We start from the raw sequence: 16,694 nt of genomic DNA, 5'->3' as shown, positions 1-16,694 counted from the left end.
CTGTCATGCGCCGCCGCCCCTCATCACGCTGCCTGCTGTGCGCCCGTCTTCTGCCGGTCGTGCTGGCCCTGGCCGGCGAGCCTGCTCTGGCCGCCACCGCCTGGGTGTCCAACGAGAAGGACAACACCCTGAGCCTGATCGACCTGCAGACCTTGACGGTGACCGACACCCTGCCCGTCGGCCAACGCCCGCGCGGCCTGCTGCTGTCGCACGACAACAAGCTGCTGTACATCTGCGCCAGCGATTCGGATCGGGTGCAGGTGATGGACGTGGCCAGCCGCACCCTCGTCAAGGAACTCCCGTCAGGCAAAGACCCCGAGCAATTCGCCCTGCATCCCAACGACCGTTGGTTGTACGTGTCAAACGAAGACGATGCCCTGGTCACGGTCATCGACACCGTTAGCGACACGGTGCTGGCCCAGGTGGATGTGGGCATCGAACCTGAGGGCATGGCCGTGAGCCCGGATGGCAAATGGGCGGTCAACACCAGCGAAACCACCAACATGCTGCACTGGATCGACACCCAGACCCAGACCTTGGCCGACAGCACCCCGGTGGACCAGCGCCCCCGTTTCGTGGAATTCAGCCAGCATGGCAAGCACCTGTGGGCGTCGGCAGAAATCGGCGGCACGGTCACCATCCTGGACGTGGCTTCGCGTAAGGTGCTCAAGACCCTGAACTTCGCCATCAAGGGCGTGCACCCTGACAAAGTCCAGCCAGTGGGCATCAAGCTCAGCGCCGATGGCAAGTACGCGTTCGTGGCACTGGGCCCGGCCAATCATGTGGCGGTGGTCGATGCCAGGACATTCGAAGTGCTGGACTACCTGCTGGTGGGGCGTCGCGTCTGGCAGCTGGCTTTCACCCCTGACCAGCAGCAACTGCTGGCCACCAATGGCGTGAGCGGCGACGTGTCGGTGATCGACGTGGCCAGCCTCAAGGTGCTCAAATCGATCAAGGTCGGCCGCTATCCATGGGGTGTGGTGGTCACGCCATGAACGCGCTGCACATTGATGGGGTCAGTTTCGCCTATGGTCAGCGCGCGGCACTCAGGGACGTGACCTTCAGCCTGACGCCCGGCCACTTCACCGCCTTGCTGGGGCCCAACGGCGCCGGCAAGTCGACCTTGATTGCCTTGATGACCTGCCTGTATGACGTGCAGCACGGCGATATCCAGGTCTTGGGTTATTCGCTGCGCCGTCAGCCTCGGGCAGCGCTAGGGCAGCTGGGCGTCGTGTTTCAGCAGAGCACGCTGGACCTGGACCTTAGCGTGGAACAGAACCTGCGCTATCACGCAGCGCTGCATGGGATGCCCCGGCGGGAGGCCCAGCGCCGCGTGGACGCCGAACTGGCCCGCCAAGGGCTGGGAGAGCGGCGCCGTGACCCCGTGCGCGAACTCAATGTTGGGCACAGGCGCCGCGTCGAAATCGCCCGGGCACTGCTGCACGGGCCCCGCCTTTTGCTACTCGACGAAGCCAGCGTTGGCCTGGATCCGCCCAGCCGGCAAGCACTCAACCAGCACGTGCGTAGCTTGTGCCACAGCGATCGGCGCTTGAGCGTGCTGTGGACCACTCACCTGCTCGATGAAGTGCAGGCGACCGATGACCTGGTCATCCTGCACCAGGGTCGGGTGGTGGCAAATGGGCCTGCCGAGGCCATGATGCAGCCCCACGGCGGCGATCTGGGCCGTACGTTCGCCTATCACACGTGTAACACGGCTGGAGCGCCCGCCTGATGAACGCCTATTGGTACTGCTTTAGCGGCATCCTCATGCGTGAAGCCCTGCGGTTCGTGCGCCAACGCACGCGTCTGATCAGCGCACTGGTGCGCCCCTTGTTGTGGCTGGTGGTGTTCGCTGCCGGGTTTCGTGCTGCACTGGGCATCGCCATCATCGAGCCATACGACAGCTACATTCCCTACGAGGTCTACATCGTGCCGGGCCTGGCCTGCATGATCCTGCTGTTCAATGGCATGCAAGGTTCGCTATCGATGGTCTACGACCGGGAGATGGGCAGCATGCGGGTGCTGCTGACCAGCCCGCTGCCCAGGGCCTTTCTGTTGTGCAGCAAGCTTTTGGCGACGTCGCTTATCTCTGTGCTACAGGTGTACATCTTCATCGCCATCGCTTGGCTTTACGGCATTCAGCCCCCGGTCGGCGGCCTGGGGCTGGCCCTGCCCGCGGTACTGCTCGTGGGGTTCATGCTCAGCGCACTGGGGCTGTTGCTGTCCAATGCCATCCGCCAACTGGAGAATTTTGCCGGGGTGATGAATTTCGTGATCTTCCCCTTGTTCTTTCTGTCGTCGGCGCTCTATCCGCTTTGGAAAATGCAGGAGGCCAGCCAGTGGCTTTACTGGCTGTGTGCGGTCAACCCGTTCACCCACGCCGTCGAGCTGGTGCGCTTTGCGCTCTACGAGCGGCTGAGCCTGCTGGCGCTGGCGGTATGCCTGACGCTGAGCATGCTGTTCACGCTGCTGGCTATCGTCACCTTCAACCCGCAGCACGCCGCCCTGCGCAAACCACGGTGAGGTGCCCCGGTGGACCGTGCGCTGCAGGGGAGGCTCGCCTCTACTACTTTGGTACTGCCCAGGGTGTCTATGGTCGCATTCACAAAGCCGTGGCACTGGCATGTAATGCGCCTATAACAAGAAGGAACAGACCATGCCACGTGCCCTCCAAAGGCTGCCCCTGTGCTTGCTGGCCGCCGCCTCGCTGAGCCTTTTGCTGGGCCATGCCCAGGCCGCCGCCCCACCGACGTTCACGCCAGATGGCTACCGCGCCACGCTGTACCGCAGCCCGACCCCGCCGCAGGTCGAAGGTGGCAAGGTGATAGACACTGCCGCGCTGCAATCGATGATGCGGGGGCATCCGGCCCCTGTCCTGATCGACGTCTACCGCCGCCAGTGGCTGCATGAACGCTTCATCGAAGACGAGCCCCACGCCAACCTGCCTGGCAGCCTGTGGCTGCCCAACACCGGCGACGGCGTGCTCAGCCCTGCCTGGCAAGGTTACTTCGAGCATCACCTGCGTCAGGCCACAGGGGGGCAGCCTCATTACCCTGTCGTCTTCTATTGCCGGTCCGATTGCTGGTTGAGCTGGAACGCGGTAAAACGCGCAGCACACCTGGGCTACACCAACCTCTACTGGTACCGCGACGGGCTAGACGCCTGGCAGCAGGCCGACCTGCCCGTGCAGACGGCCCAGCCAGCAGCGTTTCCCTGACAGCTTGCTTGCCCCTGCGCGCTTAATTATTCAAACAAGAACAAGGTGAAAAGGCCATGTACAAAATCTTGATTGCCGACGATCACCCGCTGTTTCGCGAAGCGATCCACAACGTCATCAGTGACGGGTTTCAGGGCAGTGAAATCATGGAAACCGCCGACCTGGACAGTGCGCTGACGCTGACCCAGGACCATGACGACCTCGACCTGATCCTGCTCGACCTGAACATGCCGGGCATGCATGGCCTGAACGGGCTGATCACCTTGCGCAACGAGGCACCTACCACCCCGGTGGTGATCGTCTCGGCCGAGCAAGAGAAGCAGGTGGTGCTGCAAGCCATCACCTACGGTGCGGTGGGCTTCATCACCAAGTCCTCGCCGCGCGCGCAGATGATCGAGGCGATCGAGCAGATCCTCAACGGCAACGTGTACCTGCCGCCGGATATCATCCGCGCGCAGAAAAGCAGCAGCCGCCGCCTGAGCGATGCCCCAAGCTTCCCGCCGGAAATGCTCCAGGCCCTGACGCGCAAGCAGTTGCTGGTGCTCGAACGCATGACCAAGGGCGAATCGAACAAACAGATCGCCTATGCCTTGGACATCGCCGAAACCACCGTCAAGGCCCACGTCTCGGCCATCCTGCGCAAGCTGAACGTGCACAACCGGGTGCAGGCCATCCTCAGCGCCGGCGACATCGACTTCGCTGACTATCTACGGCGCTGACCCCCAAGGGGCCCGGGAGGCCAGCAAGTGGCTCATGGCGGTCTTGAGTTTCATGGGCCGTACGGGCTTGTGCATCAGCGTATGGCCTCGCTCACGGATCTGTTGCTTGAGTTCATTGCTGTAGTTGGCGGTGATCATCAGCGCAGGCAGCGGCCGGGCACGGCGGGCATTGATACGTGCCACGGCGTCGACGCCAGTGCAGTCGTCATCAAGGTGATAGTCGGCAATCAGCAGGTCGGCATCGGCGTGGTAGTTCTCCACCTGACGGGCCAGGTCCTGCTCCGACAGTGCCGTGATCACGCAACAGCCCCAGCCTTCGAGCAGTGTGCGCATGCCGGCACAGATGGCAGCGTCGTTGTCCAGCACCCACACCCGGGCCCCACGCAGGCACTCGAGCATCGGCTGGCATACGGCATGCTCGGGCCGTGCAATCGGGACGGCGGTGCTCAGCGGCACTTCCACGGCGAATACTGACCCCTTGCCGGGCCAGGAGCGCACGGCAATACGGTGACCGAGGATGCCGGCAATCTTCTCGACGATGGCAAGCCCCAGGCCCAGGCCGCGATCCTGATCCGGCCGCTGCACGGCGCCACGCTTGAATTCCTGGAACATTTCCTCAAGATGCTCCTCGGCAATGCCGATACCGGTGTCCCACACCTCGATGCGCACGCAACCTGCCTGGCGGCGACAGCCCAGCGCCACGCGCCCGCTGGGGGTATAGCGGATGGCGTTGCTGAGCAAGTTGCGCAGGATCCGCGCCAGCAGCTGAATATCGCTGCGCACCACGACCGAGCAGCTTACGAAGTGCAGGGCCAGCCCCTCGCTGCGGGCGACGTGGGCATACTCTGCCGCCAGGTTGTCCATCAGTTCCGCCAGGGCGAAGGGTGCCACGTCGGCAGTGATGACGCCGGCATCGAGCTTGGAGATGTCCACCAGCGTTCCCAGCAGGTTCTCGACGTCTTCCAGGGAGTTGCTGACATTACGCACCAGCTGTGCACTGGCCAGCGGATCGCGGCGCTCGAGCAAGGCGCTGGTGAACAAGCGCGCCGCGTTCAGTGGCTGCAGCAGGTCATGGCTGACCGCGGCAAGGAACTTGGTCTTGGACAGGTTGGCCTGGTCAGCCTCGTGCTTGGCCTCGCGCAAACGCGCCTCGGCACGTCGCCGTTCTTCGATCTCCCGTAACAACTGTTCGTTGAGGCTGGTCAACTCGGCCGTACGCTCACGGACCCGCAGCTCCAGGTGCTGATAAGCCTGGTGCAGCGCCTGGGCGGTGTTGCGCCGTTCGGTAATGTCACGGATCAACACGAAGATACCGACCACCTCGCCAGAGGCCAGCCGATTGGGTACATAGGAGCGCAGCATGTGGCGCTCCTGGCCGTTGATGTTGGTTTCCGGAAATTCGAACGTGACGCTCTCCCCTGCCAGCGCCCGCGCCACATAGGCTTCAAGGCGCTGATAATGCTGCTCGCTATGGGCCTGGCGCAGGCTCTGGCCCAGCATCAGCCCACTGGGCCAGCAATACCATTGCTCATAGACCTTGTTGGTGAACTCATACACCAGGTCGGCGTTGAGGTAGGCGATCAGTGCCGGCACATGGTCAGTGATCAGCCGGATCCAGCGCTCGCTTTCGCTGAGGGCCTCGGCATGCAGGTAGCGTTCGGTGATATCGGTAAACGTGTTGACGAATCCGCCAGTGGGCAGTGGATGCGTGCGGATCTCCAGCATGCGCCCGTCGAACAGGCGTTGCTCGCACTCGTGCACGATACGCCCGTTGTCGTCGCGGCTTTCGGGCGTGAGCAAACGCAGCTCGCTGTCGGCAATCACGTCGGCGAAGGGACGGTGCGCAGCGACCGGGGCCAGCCCGCTCAGCTCCAGGAACCGGCGGTTCCACAACTCCAGGACACCGTCCGCGTTGACCATGGCCACGCCTTGGGACAGGTTGTCCACCGCCCGCTGCAACAGGTGCGATTTCTGCGCCACCGCCTGTTCCCTGCGCAGGGTTTCGCTGAGTTTGACCTCGGTGATGTCGGTGAACAGGATCACCCGGCCACCCTCGCAGGTGGGGCGCTCGTTGACCTGCAGCCAGCGGCCATTGTGCTGTCGGTACAACAGATGTTCGTCGGCAGGGCCGCGCGGATCCTCGCTGAACAGGCCGCTGCTGGTCATCAGCTTGCGCACGTCGACCAGGCGCATGCCGGGAATGATGCGCACGCGGCGGTTCTCCCAGAAAGCCTTGAAGCGGCTGTTGCACAGCACCATGCGCAGGTTTCGGTCGAACAGGATGAACGCGTCGGAAATGCTTTCGATGGCATCGATCAGGTGCTGATGCGCGGTTTCAGCGCGCAGACGCGCTTCGCTGAGCAGTTGGTTGCCCGCCTTGAGTTCGGCCATGGCCTGGTTCAACGCATCAGTGCGCTCGCGCACCTGCTCGGCCAGCACCACCGAATGCTGGAACGCCGCATAGGGATCGCTGCCGCGCGTGACACCCGACTCGATGCGCTCGATCAGCGCGGCGTTGATCCGTTGCAGCTTGCGGTTTTCATAGCGAAGCTGCGCCAGTTCGGCCTGCACGTCATTGCCCGGGGCGGGTTCGGTTGCGGGCAATGGCAACCCCGGTGAAGGTCTGGTTGATGTGCATGCCATTGAACTGTTCTCCATAGGTGTTGAAGCCCATCACCCGCTGCTCGCGCAGAAAATCACCCACCGCCGCCAGGCCTTGCTGGGTCTCCAGCTCCAAGCGCCGCAAAAAACAGTCGCAGCCGATGGTGAGCATCAGCGGACCCAGGCGTTGCTGCAGGCCATCGAACAGCTGCTGCAGGTTCGGCAGCAACGGGCCGGGTGTCATGGGCGTGAGCACAATGCCGTTCTCTACCGCACAGTAGAAGCTCAGGCTCAGATCGGCATGCACCTGCTGGATGGCCCGCACGTAGTACCGGTTGTGCATGCGCACGGCCAGCGGGTGGGCGGCAAACAGCCTGTGGTCCAGGGCGCTGACGGGCACCCCGATATGGCGTGCATATTCTTCGGCCGCAGGCTCGGCATTGAGCTCATACACCCGTCGCTGGGCGCTGTCGGCGCCGGTGACCACCAGTTTTTCCTGCCGTGGCTCAAGGTGGTGGGTGGTGAACACTTCGAAGTCCAGCCAGGTATTGACCAGCACCACCACGGCAGCACCGTGGTGAAACGCCCCGCCATAGAAGACGTGGGTCCGTGTCAGGTAGTTGTCGTCCCCGGCCGAGCCGCCAAAATGCGGGATATCGCCCAACGCTGCGCTCAGGGCCGCCAGCACCGTCTCTTCACGGCTGGACAAGCCATCGAGCAAGGTCAAGGCGAAGCTGTGCCCTTTGATCTGGGCCAAGGCGTTGCCGCGACAGCTGCCGACCAACCGCTCGACCATCTGCTGGGCGTCGATCAGGCTGAAACGCTCCATTTCGTCGATCAGTTCGGTGGCGATGGAAAAATGCCGGTGATCAAAACCTACGGCCGTCACGCAACTGCGCCCATAACCCAGCGGCGTGATTTCCCCCGCACTGGTGCACCCGACCAGCGGGATGCCGCCAAAGCCTTGTTCAAGGGCCTGGCCCAAGGCCTGCAGGTCGTACTCGGCGGTGCAGAAGAACAGCACGAAGCCCAAGTGCGGATGCAGCAGTTGCCGCGCCAGTTCCTGAGCCGCCACGCGTGCATCGCTGGCCTGGGACATGGCGCTGACCACGCCCTCGTTATGTGCCTGCTGCATCGGGGTCTCCGGCAAGGGCTGGCTGAGCGGTGAGTGTACGAAGCATGGGCCAGGGTTCGAATGCTACTTGCGTAGCGGGTGCACGCGTCGATGGGCGTAGTGGTGAGCTACTGACGCACGCTATTGCTGGAGGAGGCGAATGCCCTGGGTGGCCCAGAACGTCCGGTAGCAGCACTGCCCGAGCCTCCATGCACTGGCGAAACGATCCCCGCACCATCGCAAGATCATCCAGGCAGTCGTCAGAGCGCCTCTCGCACGCTCAGCTACCGCCCTTTCACTGTCCGTCGTCGCGTGACGGAAATTTGGGCGTTTCCTGCTTGGATCCTCCCCGTTTTGCCTTAGCTGCCGCAGGGCTTCTTCCTCGTTTCGGTTCAGCCTGTGCGGGTGTATCGGTCAACGACACCGGGTTAATTCCCCCCCGGGGATTGAGCACAATACCCATCCGCAGCCCAAAAAGACGCAGCACAGCCTCCAGGGTGCCGAGTTTGGGGTTGGATTTCCCACTTTCGAGTTCATACAAGCTTTTCGTGGACATCTTGCACATCGTTGCAAAGGTCTCTTGATCCAGACCGGTGACTTCGAGCCGCAAGCGGCGGATGGATGCGCCGATCGAATCAAGCCCCAAGGCGTTGCGCTGGGCGATCTCCTCCACAAGCTGAGCACGCTGTTCGGGCTGTAATTTTTTCATCTCAACCCCCACTGTGCGAGTCGCTTGTCCAGGTCATTGACCGGCAAAGAGGCTGCATTGCGTACCGACTCGGGGACACCCGTCAGCAGATCGGGCAACGCCCTGAAGCCATCAGCCGCATTCATCAACCGTTGCAGCAGCACATCGGGATCGGTGTAACCGGCCAGTTCAGCGCAATTGTCCCTCCAGTTGGAGGAACCCTTGCGCTCGGCCACCCACTTCGTCGTCCGTGTGACGCCCTCTTCGTCAAGGATCATTGGCGCAAGGTCATAGATCGGGGCCAAACGAAACTTTCCATTTTCACGGATGATGGAGATGTTTCGTCCGTGGTTATCGGTATTGCCCAGAATGCGATTGAGCAGATCGCGCCGTACGTACTCGAACACCAAGTCCTCTATCTCATCCTGCTGGCCGTTGTGGGTCCACAGCTCCACCAATCGGTGAACGACTTCAGCATGGGCCATCACCTGCCCATAACCGGTAATGCCGCAGATTGAATACACCGACTCCAGTGGCACCCGCTCCACTACGCCATTCACGACTCGGCGATCAAAGCGCGGCATCCACAGGCTGGGCTTGACTGCCTCCTCGAGCATCAAGCCCTCAGTGGGAACCGTATCAAGTCCCAGGGCCGCCACCGCGTTGTAGTAATGGAACTCGGTGCGCAGGATATCGTTATCGCGCTCACTCCCTTTATTGCGCGCGAACTTGATCAGCCAGTGTTGACGCGCTTGGTTATCGGCAAGCATTGCATCAGCGTATAGCGCACCGTCGTGGGCTTGGGTCATAAGCAGTTTGGGGGCTTGCCCGTTGGCACCGGTAGCGCCACCCAACGCCGCACCGGTTTCAAAGGCGCACTCCAGAAACTCATTCGTCCTGTTCACGACTTCAAGGCGCGCGAATGCCTCTTGTCGACCCGGCTGCAGATCCTCTACCGACTCCTTGATCCGCAAATGCCCGACGGGGGCCGGTGTGAAACGCTTCAAAAGGTACAGCCCCATTTCCATACCTTCGGGTTTGGATCGCGCGTAACGCGATTCAAGGGACTCTTTGGCAGCGCCAGAAGGAATGAGGTCGTATAGAAATGCCGGATAGCCTTTCCCGCGGTGGTGATCCCAATTCAAGGGCAGGCCAACGCTCAGCGCCCGTTCGCAACGATCTTCCATGCAATCAAAGTTTGCGATGATGTAGTCGTCGTCATAGGCCACCAGGCACGCACCCTCAGCAACACGCTCAGGGTTCTCAAACGTAAGCGTGGCCGCGTCGGCCCATGTGCCCTCAAAAAAAGCTTGAATGACGAGCTTGAGCGGCATGTCAATCTCCTAATCAGTACTGCAATGCTGATTAGAATAGTCCCCGGGTCAATAACCGGCAATAAAATGCTGACTAACAGCCTGAACTTTGAAAAACCGGCACTAAACTGCTGGTTTTAATTGCTTGCCGCATGTATTGGGTGCTGTCCTGACGGCTGGGAAGCGTCCGGCGGGCAAGTGAGCGTCAACAGCGTTGTGCGTGCAAGCATCATTCGGGCTGCAGCGCTGCACCGCCATCAGGCGCCTGACCCTGAAGGTCTGGAATACCACGCAAGCCCCGTTGAACACTGCGCCTGCGCCACATCGTTACCACGTCAGCACCGCACCCACGGCAAACGTATCGGTGTCTTCGTTCTGCTCGCGAGTCTCATGGCCCTCAATGGAAAACTGGTTGTACTCGGCCACCAGCTTGAGGTTGTCGTTGATGTCATGGAACAGCGCCACCCCGCGGGTTTGATAATCGGCACCGCTGCCTACCGCGCCGTTGCCGTCGTCCTTGGTCTTGCCGTAGGAAAGCGCAACCCGGTTCTTGCCGACCTTGTAAGAGGCTTGCAGCAGGTAGCCGTCGCTGTCCACGTTGCGCAACACCGGTTCGCCGGCATTGTTGGTGAAGAACGGGTTGATGCCCTTGGCCTGGAAGCCGGACCCGGTCAGGGACAGCCCGCCCAGCTTGGCCTGCACGCCATAGCCAAGCCCTTTTGAGGTGACAGACCGCACCGCGTCGTCAGTGTTGTCGGAGGTCTGGTAGCTGCCGTTTAGCCAGCTGTAGATGTGTGCGCCTGCCAGGTCGAACTGGTACGTGATCTCGGACTCGGTGCGGGGGTTCTTCTGGTAGGCCTTGCCCGTGGGGCTGCTGTCATTGGTGTCGACCGGGTCCATGATCCCCACGGCGATACGCAGGCCCTCCATGACCGGGGTACGGTAGGTGATTTGCGAAGTCGGGAACGGATACGGGTAGCCGCTGCCGATGTTGCCGAACGACACACCCCCGCCATCGACAAGGCCCAGCGTGTCACTGACCTGACCGTAACCGGCGAGCAGCTCGTCGAGCAGGATGTTCGAGCGGGCGAACAGCCCGAAATCCTTGCCGATGAGCACCTCGCCCCATTCAGGGTTGGCCACAGTACCGTAGAACTGCCGGACATCGATGGCCGTGTCGGTACCCGTGCTTTCGCTGTCGTTGATGGTGACCCAGAACGAGGCACGGGCACCGAGCTTCAGGTCATTGACCTGCTTGCCCATGTTGAACCCCAGGTAATTGGGCAGAAAGCCCATCTTCACCCGAGACTGGCGGCGGTCGAACTGCTCACCTTCACGGTCGACCTTGCTGTTGACGTAGAACGCGTTGATATAGCCGTCGGTGGAAAAGGTGGTCTGGTTCTGGTCGTACAGCATGATCTCGGCTTGCGCCAGGGAACTCAGGCTGACAGCCGCAAGGCTGGCGATGGCAACTGCCAGGTAACGAGGCCGCAGAGACTTGTTTTTATTGTTGTGCATGGCGCGCTCCAAACGGGGGACAGAGGGTCGGAGGCGATTATCGAAAGGTGGGTAGCGGTCAGAAACGCTGCTTTGGCGCAGCATCGAGCCTGCTTGCGAAGGGCGTGCAAGGCCCGGTGGTTTGGGACCACTACGGGCTAGGCCGGGTCGTGCGACCTAGGGCTTACGCATCAATGATGGACACCGAAGATCGGCACGAAAGTGGCCGAGCGTATGAACGGGACAGCTGACCAGACAGGGCCTGCCTGGCCTCTGGCGGGTCAGGAAGCGAGCATCGATCCCCGCTGCGCACGTGCTGTGGTAAAGCGATGAGGTTGCTGCCAGGCCAGCGTGGCCTGAACATCGGTAGCCGCCTGCTTGACCTTCTGCGTCCATTGGTCGTCTTTGGGGCAGACCACTACCACGCGAAAACCATGCTCGAGCCCCTCGAGCCGTACACCTTCGGAGTCGTCCACATGCAGGTCGATGTCAAACGCCGAGGGCAGCTTGGAGGGCGAGTTGACCAGCCCCCGCTGGCCCAGCATGTGCTGGTGGCGGTCGCTGTTGACCACGCCATCGACGCGGATACCGTACAGCAGCAACCATCGGCGGATGTAGGCCGGCGTGCGTCCGGACGATGTGTAGATCCACACGCTGCAACCCTGGCGGCGCAGGTCGCTGATCAATTCGCGGGTACCGCTGCGCAGTGGCTCGCCCAACCAGCGGTGGACGAAGCTCGGCAGCCGGTCCGGCTCGGCTTCGGCGTGCTCGGGCAGGCAGGCCAAGGTATCGTCGATGTCGAACGAGATGCGCACTCGCGCTTGACGTACAGTGCTTTCGAGCACCGCTCGGCAGCGCTGCCAGGCTAATCCGCGACTCATCGAAGGCTCCTCTCGCGCAGGGGGGTTGGCAGGAAAAACGTCTCGGGCGCCGGGGCATGGGCTTCCAGGAAGGCGGCGTACTTTTTCTTGATCTTGGGCAGCTCGTACAGCGCCTTGACGCCATGCTTGGCCGAGTTGCGGATGACTGACGAGGGATTGAAGTAGCCTTCGGCGTTCTCGAGCGACAGCACGAATGGCGGCAAGCCTGCGCGCATCAGCAGATAACTGACGATCAGCGAGCCGGTACGGTTGTTGCCTTCGATGAACAGCTGCGGCTTGCTGAGGATGCGCACGTACACGCCAGCTGCGCGCTTCCATATCGAATCGCTGCCATAACCGCAGTACCAGTTGTACAAGTCCTTGATGCCGCCTTCGACGTTGTTGAAAAAATGGGTTTCGGTAGCCGCCAGGTGCGCAGCGAACTCCTGGCGGCGGGCGGCGTCGGTGCCACAGAGCACCGTGGCGTTGATTTCCAGCATCAGGTTCACCTGCTGCAGGTGAAACAGGTCGATACCGCGCGCCACGTAGTGATCGACCAACGCGTAGCCCTCCAGCACGTTGCACAGCACCTCGTCGGTGAACGGGTCGCGAGGTTCGGTGAAGTGGCGGCTGAGCTCGGCGAAATGCGCCTGCACTTGGCGCAGGGCGTGCTCGACGGCGTTGAGATCCAGGCGGGGCGTCGCTGGCATCGGTTATCCCTGATTGCGGTATTGGGGTAAAGACAACCGCGGGCCTTGGCCGTCCTGGCACTGGCGCGCGGGCGTTCTCAAGCGAGGCTCAGCTGAACTTGCCACTGATGTAGTCGGCAGTCAGCTGTTCACGAGGGTCCTGGAATATCTGGGTGGTGGGCCCCATCTCTACCAGGTAGCCCGTGCGCGTGCCTTGGGAAATGTCGACCGAAAAGAACGCCGTGGTGTCAGCCACGCGAATGGCCTGCTGCATGTTGTGGGTCACCAGCGCAATGGTGTAGTCCTTTTTCAACTCCACCATCAGCTCCTCCACCCGCCGGGTCGCAATCGGGTCCAGCGCCGAACAGGGTTCATCGAGCAACAGCACCTCGGGTTCGGTGGCGATGGCCCGGGCAATACACAAGCGCTGCTGCTGGCCACCGGACAGGGACAGGCCACTGACCTTGAGCTTGTCTTTCACTTCATCCCACAACGCAGCGCCTTGCAAGGCATGCTTGACCCGGTCACCGATATCGCCCTTGTAGCGGTTCAGCCGAAGGCCGAAGGCCACGTTGTCGAAAATGCTCATCGAGAACGGGTTGGGCTGCTGGAACACCATGCCGATGTAGCGGCGCACCACGACTGGATCGACCCCCTTGCCGTAGACGTCCTGCCCCAGAAAGTGCACATGCCCTTCGAAGCGAAAGCCCTTGACCAGGTCGTTCATGCGGTTGAGGCTGCGCAGCACGGTGCTTTTGCCACAACCGGACGGGCCGATGAAACCGGTGATCTCGTTCTTGCGGATCGGCACGTGGCTGTCGCGCACGGCCATGAAGTTGCCGTAGAAGATCTTGTCCAGCTTGCAATCCATGACGATGGGGGTTTCGCTGGCCAGGGGAGCGACTCTTTGGGCGGTGGATACGTTCACGTCGAATGCTCCCTTATCAGTACTTGGGCTTGCCGAATACACGGCTCAGGATGTTGATGACCAGCACGATCATTACCAGAACCAGCGACGCCGCCCAGGCGAGCTCCAACTGGTTGTCGAACGGCATGCCGGAGAAGTTGTAGATCAGCACCGCCAGCGAAGCGGTGGGGTTCATCACCGCCAGGCTGCCATCGTGGTAGATCCAGTAGTTGCTGAACAACGCGGTGAACAGCAGCGGCGCCGTTTCACCCGCCGCCCGGGCCACGGCCAGCATGACGCCGGTCAGGATGGCGGGCAGGCCGGTGGGCAGCACGATCTTCCAGATCACCTGGGCCTGGGTGCAGCCCATGCCGTAGGCGGCGTCCTTCATGATCTTGGGCACCATCTTCATGGCTTCCTCGGCGGTCAGGACCACGATTGGTAGCATCAAAACGGCCAGCGCCACGCCGCCCGCCGGCGCCGAGTAGGTCCCAGTGGTCATCACCACCAGCGCATAGGCAAACACGCCAGCCAGGATGGACGGCAAGCCGGTCAGCATCCTGGCGGCGAAGCGTGCGGCGTTGGCCAGCTTGCTGTCAGGCCCGAGCTCGGCCAAAAACACGGCCGCCAGGATGCCCACCGGCACAGCAATGGCCGCTGCAATGCCGACCATGACCAGGGTACCGACCATGGCGTTGCCGAAGCCGCCGCCCATTTCGAAGCCGGTTGGCGGCAGCTCGGTGAACACTTCCAGGTTCAGCCGTGCGCCACCACGGGTGATGAGCATGTACAGCACCGAAATCAGCGGCACGCTGGCCACCAGGGCGGCGAGCCAGGCCAGTGTGGTCAGCAGTACGCTGCGCAGCGCCCGGCCCTCGAGCTTGCGCTGCAGGCTTGGCAGCGCGGCCACTGGTGTAGAGAGATCGGTCATCAGCGGTTACCTCGTTGCGCGTAGAGCATGATCATCGAGCCCAGCACGTTCACCAGCAGCGTGATGAACATCAGCACCAGGGCGGCGTACATCAGCACTTCCACCTCGTTTGGTCCGGCTTCGGGGAAGTTCAGGGCCAGCAACGCTGCCAGGGTATTGGCCGGCGCGAACAGTGACACAGAGAGGGTGTTGGCGTTGCCCACCAGCATGGCCAGTGCCATGGTCTCGCCCAGGGCGCGGCCCAGGCCCAGCACCAGCGAGCCAAAGATGCCGGTCGCAGCCGAGGGCACCATGACTTTGAGAATCGCCTCCCAGTGCGTCGTGCCCATGCCATAGGCGGCTTGCTTGGTTTTCATCGGCACACTGGTCAACGCGTCCTGGGAGACCGCGGCGATGGTCGGCAGAATCATGATCGCCAGCACCAAGGCTGCAGGCAGCAACCCCGGCCCGCTCAGGGACGTGCCGAAGAACGGGATCCAGCCCAGCTCGCTGTTGAGCCAGGTGGTCAGTGGCCGTATGGCCGGAATCACCACATAGATGCCCCACAGCCCGTACACCACGCTGGGGATGGCGGCCAGCAGCTCGACGATGGTGCGAAACACCGCCGCGAGTCTGGCCGGCAGAAAATCCTGGGTCAGGAAGATGGCCATGCTGACGCCGAAGAAACCGGCGATCAGCAAGGCGATGAATGCGCTGTACAGCGTGCCCCAGATGGCAGGAAGAATGCCGTACTGGCCTTGGTTGACGTCCCAGACACTGCCCAGCAGCACGTCGAAGCCATGCTTCTCGATGCCGGGCAAAGCCTTGCGGCCTACCTCGTAAACCAGTGCGAAGACCAGTGCCAGGACCAGCACAACCCCAATGCGGGCCAGCGCACGGAAGGTGCGGTCCACCAGCACGTCCCTGGCAGACGGCGGCCGGCAGGCGGAGTCGGGGTTATCCGGTAGGTCGAAGGGTGTGTTCATTGGCAGGTTCCGGGACAGGGTGCTGACACCCCCGGCGTATCAGGCGCACGCCGGGGACGCCGGTATCACTTGATGTTGGCGGAGGCTTTGCGCACTTGCTCGACCACCGAAGGCGGCAGCGGGATGTAGCCCATCGAGTCGGCGATCTTCTGCCCTTCGGTCAGGCTGTACTCGACCATGTCGCGCATGGCCTTGGCCTTGGCGGGGTTGCCATTGTCCTTGCGGAAGATCATCCAGGTGTAGGAGGTAATGGGATAGGACTTGGCGCCGTCCGGATCAGGCAGCCAGGCCACCAGGTTTTCCGGCATGTTCACGGCGGCCAGGGCCTCGGCGCCACTTTCGGCATTGGGCACCACGTACTGCCCGGCCTTGTTCTGCAGTTGGGCGAAGTCCACCTTGGCCAACTTGGCAAAACCGTACTCAATGTAGCCAATGGCGCCTGGGGTCTGGCGTACGGTGGCGGTCACACCATCGTTTTTAGGTGACTTGATGAACTTGTCGGTAGCCGGCCAGTTGACCGTGTTGCCCTCACCCAGCTTTTGCTTGAAGTCGCCATTGATAGCCGAGAGGTGCTTGGTGAACACCGCTGTCGTGCCACTGGAGTCGGCACGCACCACGACGGTGATGGGGGTATCGGGCAGCTTGAGCTCCGGGTTGGCGGCCGCGATCTGCGGGTCGTTCCAGCGGGTGATGTTGCCAAGGAAAATATTGGAGTACACCTCGCGCGGCAGCTTGAGCCCTTTCGGGTTGCCAGGCAGGTTGTAGGCCAGCACGATCTCGCCGGCGGTCATGGGCAGCAGTTGTACGCCCTCGCCCACCTTGGCCATGTCAGCTTCGCTCATGGCCGAGTCGCTGGCGGCAAAGTCCACGGTCCTGTTCAGAAAATCCTGCACCCCGGCGCCGCTGCCCTTGGACTGGTAGTCGACGGTCACGCCGTCGGACTTCTTGCTGAAGTCCTTGAACCAGGTCAGGTAGATGGGTGCGGGGAAGCTGGCCCCGGAACCGGTCAGGCGAATGTTTTCTGCGGCGATCGAAGCCGATGTGGCGCAAAGGGAGACCGCAACGGCGAGTGCAGCAGACTTCATCAGGCGTATCATTGAAAGCGCTCCGTGTGATGGCCGGCACACTTTGCATCAGCTGTGTTACAGCTTTGTGACCACCGCGTGGCACCGCGCTCCTCTCCACGCCACGCC

16 protein-coding genes are annotated in these 16,694 nt (G+C 62.2%); 5 read left to right on the top strand and 11 right to left on the bottom strand.

Features of this window, described 5'->3' with window-relative positions:
* The first annotated feature begins 32 nt into the window (after positions 1-32).
* The 5 genes from MOP87_RS08720 to MOP87_RS08700 all read left to right on the top strand — a co-directional run bounded on the left by MOP87_RS08720 (position 33) and on the right by MOP87_RS08700 (position 3,936).
* Positions 33-995 (top strand): YVTN family beta-propeller repeat protein, encoded by a 963-nt coding sequence (locus tag MOP87_RS08720; RefSeq protein ID WP_347402998.1) that lies wholly within the window; start codon positions 33-35, stop codon positions 993-995.
* A complete protein-coding gene (locus tag MOP87_RS08715; RefSeq protein WP_027914771.1) occupies positions 992-1,732 on the top strand; it encodes an ABC transporter ATP-binding protein in 741 nt (246 codons plus the stop codon). The genes MOP87_RS08720 and MOP87_RS08715 overlap by 4 nt, the downstream gene beginning before the upstream one ends.
* Positions 1,732-2,523 (top strand): ABC transporter permease, encoded by a 792-nt coding sequence (locus tag MOP87_RS08710; RefSeq protein ID WP_027914770.1) that lies wholly within the window; start codon positions 1,732-1,734, stop codon positions 2,521-2,523. Before MOP87_RS08715 ends, MOP87_RS08710 begins: the two co-directional genes overlap by 1 nt.
* A gap of 133 nt (positions 2,524-2,656) precedes the next feature.
* Complete coding sequence (locus MOP87_RS08705) at positions 2,657-3,217, top strand: PQQ-dependent catabolism-associated CXXCW motif protein (RefSeq protein WP_027914769.1); 561 nt, start codon at positions 2,657-2,659, stop codon at positions 3,215-3,217.
* A 56-nt stretch (positions 3,218-3,273) separates the two neighbouring features.
* Positions 3,274-3,936, top strand: a complete 663-nt coding sequence (locus MOP87_RS08700; RefSeq protein ID WP_027914768.1) for a response regulator transcription factor — start codon at positions 3,274-3,276, stop codon at positions 3,934-3,936.
* Here MOP87_RS08700 and nahK read toward each other — a convergent pair.
* From nahK to pstS, 11 genes are all read right to left on the bottom strand, one after another.
* Positions 3,925-6,579: a hybrid sensor histidine kinase/response regulator NahK/ErcS' gene (gene nahK, locus MOP87_RS08695; RefSeq protein WP_242810405.1), complete on the bottom strand. Its 2,655-nt coding sequence runs from the start codon at positions 6,577-6,579 to the stop codon at positions 3,925-3,927. The two genes, MOP87_RS08700 and nahK, sit on opposite strands and share 12 nt — an antisense overlap.
* Complete coding sequence (gene nosP / locus MOP87_RS08690) at positions 6,509-7,672, bottom strand: nitric oxide-sensing protein NosP (RefSeq protein ID WP_028687015.1); 1,164 nt, start codon at positions 7,670-7,672, stop codon at positions 6,509-6,511. The genes nahK and nosP overlap by 71 nt, the downstream gene beginning before the upstream one ends.
* 274 nt (positions 7,673-7,946) lie before the next feature.
* Complete coding sequence (locus MOP87_RS08685) at positions 7,947-8,360, bottom strand: helix-turn-helix transcriptional regulator (RefSeq protein WP_028687014.1); 414 nt, start codon at positions 8,358-8,360, stop codon at positions 7,947-7,949.
* Positions 8,357-9,673 carry a HipA domain-containing protein gene (locus MOP87_RS08680; RefSeq protein ID WP_242810404.1) on the bottom strand — a complete coding sequence of 439 codons (1,317 nt, stop codon included), beginning with the start codon at positions 9,671-9,673 and terminating at the stop codon, positions 8,357-8,359. The genes MOP87_RS08685 and MOP87_RS08680 overlap by 4 nt, the downstream gene beginning before the upstream one ends.
* Before the next feature lie 306 nt (positions 9,674-9,979).
* Complete coding sequence (locus MOP87_RS08675; RefSeq protein WP_027914764.1) at positions 9,980-11,170, bottom strand: porin; 1,191 nt, start codon at positions 11,168-11,170, stop codon at positions 9,980-9,982.
* 260 nt (positions 11,171-11,430) lie between these two features.
* Positions 11,431-12,030: a hypothetical protein gene (locus MOP87_RS08670; RefSeq protein ID WP_042139284.1), complete on the bottom strand. Its 600-nt coding sequence runs from the start codon at positions 12,028-12,030 to the stop codon at positions 11,431-11,433.
* Positions 12,027-12,719, bottom strand: a complete 693-nt coding sequence (locus MOP87_RS08665; RefSeq protein ID WP_027914763.1) for a hypothetical protein — start codon at positions 12,717-12,719, stop codon at positions 12,027-12,029. Before MOP87_RS08665 ends, MOP87_RS08670 begins: the two co-directional genes overlap by 4 nt.
* 88 nt (positions 12,720-12,807) lie before the next feature.
* Positions 12,808-13,569 carry a phosphate ABC transporter ATP-binding protein PstB gene (gene pstB, locus MOP87_RS08660; protein ID WP_042139286.1) on the bottom strand — a complete coding sequence of 254 codons (762 nt, stop codon included), beginning with the start codon at positions 13,567-13,569 and terminating at the stop codon, positions 12,808-12,810.
* 73 nt (positions 13,570-13,642) lie between these two features.
* Positions 13,643-14,536, bottom strand: coding sequence for a phosphate ABC transporter permease PstA (gene pstA, locus MOP87_RS08655; RefSeq protein WP_027914761.1), 894 nt, complete (start codon positions 14,534-14,536; stop codon positions 13,643-13,645).
* On the bottom strand, positions 14,536-15,501 hold the full coding sequence (pstC, locus tag MOP87_RS08650) for a phosphate ABC transporter permease subunit PstC (RefSeq protein ID WP_028687012.1): 966 nt from the start codon (positions 15,499-15,501) through the stop codon (positions 14,536-14,538). Before pstC ends, pstA begins: the two co-directional genes overlap by 1 nt.
* Before the next feature lie 65 nt (positions 15,502-15,566).
* Entirely contained in the window at positions 15,567-16,598 is a 1,032-nt protein-coding gene (pstS, locus tag MOP87_RS08645; protein WP_242810403.1) for a phosphate ABC transporter substrate-binding protein PstS, read from the bottom strand.
* Between the last annotated feature and the right edge of the window lie 96 nt (positions 16,599-16,694).

It is taken from the genome of Pseudomonas sp. I3-I5 (assembly GCF_022699445.1).
Classification (GTDB): Bacteria; Pseudomonadota; Gammaproteobacteria; order Pseudomonadales; family Pseudomonadaceae; genus Aquipseudomonas; species Aquipseudomonas fulva.
The sequence above is the reverse complement of the archived record's forward strand: the minus strand, read 5'-3'. Positions and strand labels throughout refer to the sequence as shown.

Coding starts and splice junctions, on each gene's coding strand:
- pstB (WP_042139286.1), bottom strand. CDS start 13,569: ATGGATTGCAAGCTGGACAAGATCTTCTACGGCAACTTCATGGCCGTG.
- MOP87_RS08685 (WP_028687014.1), bottom strand. CDS start 8,360: ATGAAAAAATTACAGCCCGAACAGCGTGCTCAGCTTGTGGAGGAGATC.
- MOP87_RS08680 (WP_242810404.1), bottom strand. CDS start 9,673: ATGCCGCTCAAGCTCGTCATTCAAGCTTTTTTTGAGGGCACATGGGCC.
- pstA (WP_027914761.1), bottom strand. CDS start 14,536: ATGACCGATCTCTCTACACCAGTGGCCGCGCTGCCAAGCCTGCAGCGC.
- MOP87_RS08675 (WP_027914764.1), bottom strand. CDS start 11,170: ATGCACAACAATAAAAACAAGTCTCTGCGGCCTCGTTACCTGGCAGTT.
- pstS (WP_242810403.1), bottom strand. CDS start 16,598: ATGATACGCCTGATGAAGTCTGCTGCACTCGCCGTTGCGGTCTCCCTT.
- MOP87_RS08700 (WP_027914768.1), top strand. CDS start 3,274: ATGTACAAAATCTTGATTGCCGACGATCACCCGCTGTTTCGCGAAGCG.
- MOP87_RS08705 (WP_027914769.1), top strand. CDS start 2,657: ATGCCACGTGCCCTCCAAAGGCTGCCCCTGTGCTTGCTGGCCGCCGCC.
- nosP (WP_028687015.1), bottom strand. CDS start 7,672: ATGCAGCAGGCACATAACGAGGGCGTGGTCAGCGCCATGTCCCAGGCC.
- MOP87_RS08710 (WP_027914770.1), top strand. CDS start 1,732: ATGAACGCCTATTGGTACTGCTTTAGCGGCATCCTCATGCGTGAAGCC.
- MOP87_RS08665 (WP_027914763.1), bottom strand. CDS start 12,719: ATGCCAGCGACGCCCCGCCTGGATCTCAACGCCGTCGAGCACGCCCTG.
- pstC (WP_028687012.1), bottom strand. CDS start 15,501: ATGAACACACCCTTCGACCTACCGGATAACCCCGACTCCGCCTGCCGG.
- MOP87_RS08670 (WP_042139284.1), bottom strand. CDS start 12,030: ATGAGTCGCGGATTAGCCTGGCAGCGCTGCCGAGCGGTGCTCGAAAGC.
- nahK (WP_242810405.1), bottom strand. CDS start 6,579: ATGGCATGCACATCAACCAGACCTTCACCGGGGTTGCCATTGCCCGCA.
- MOP87_RS08715 (WP_027914771.1), top strand. CDS start 992: ATGAACGCGCTGCACATTGATGGGGTCAGTTTCGCCTATGGTCAGCGC.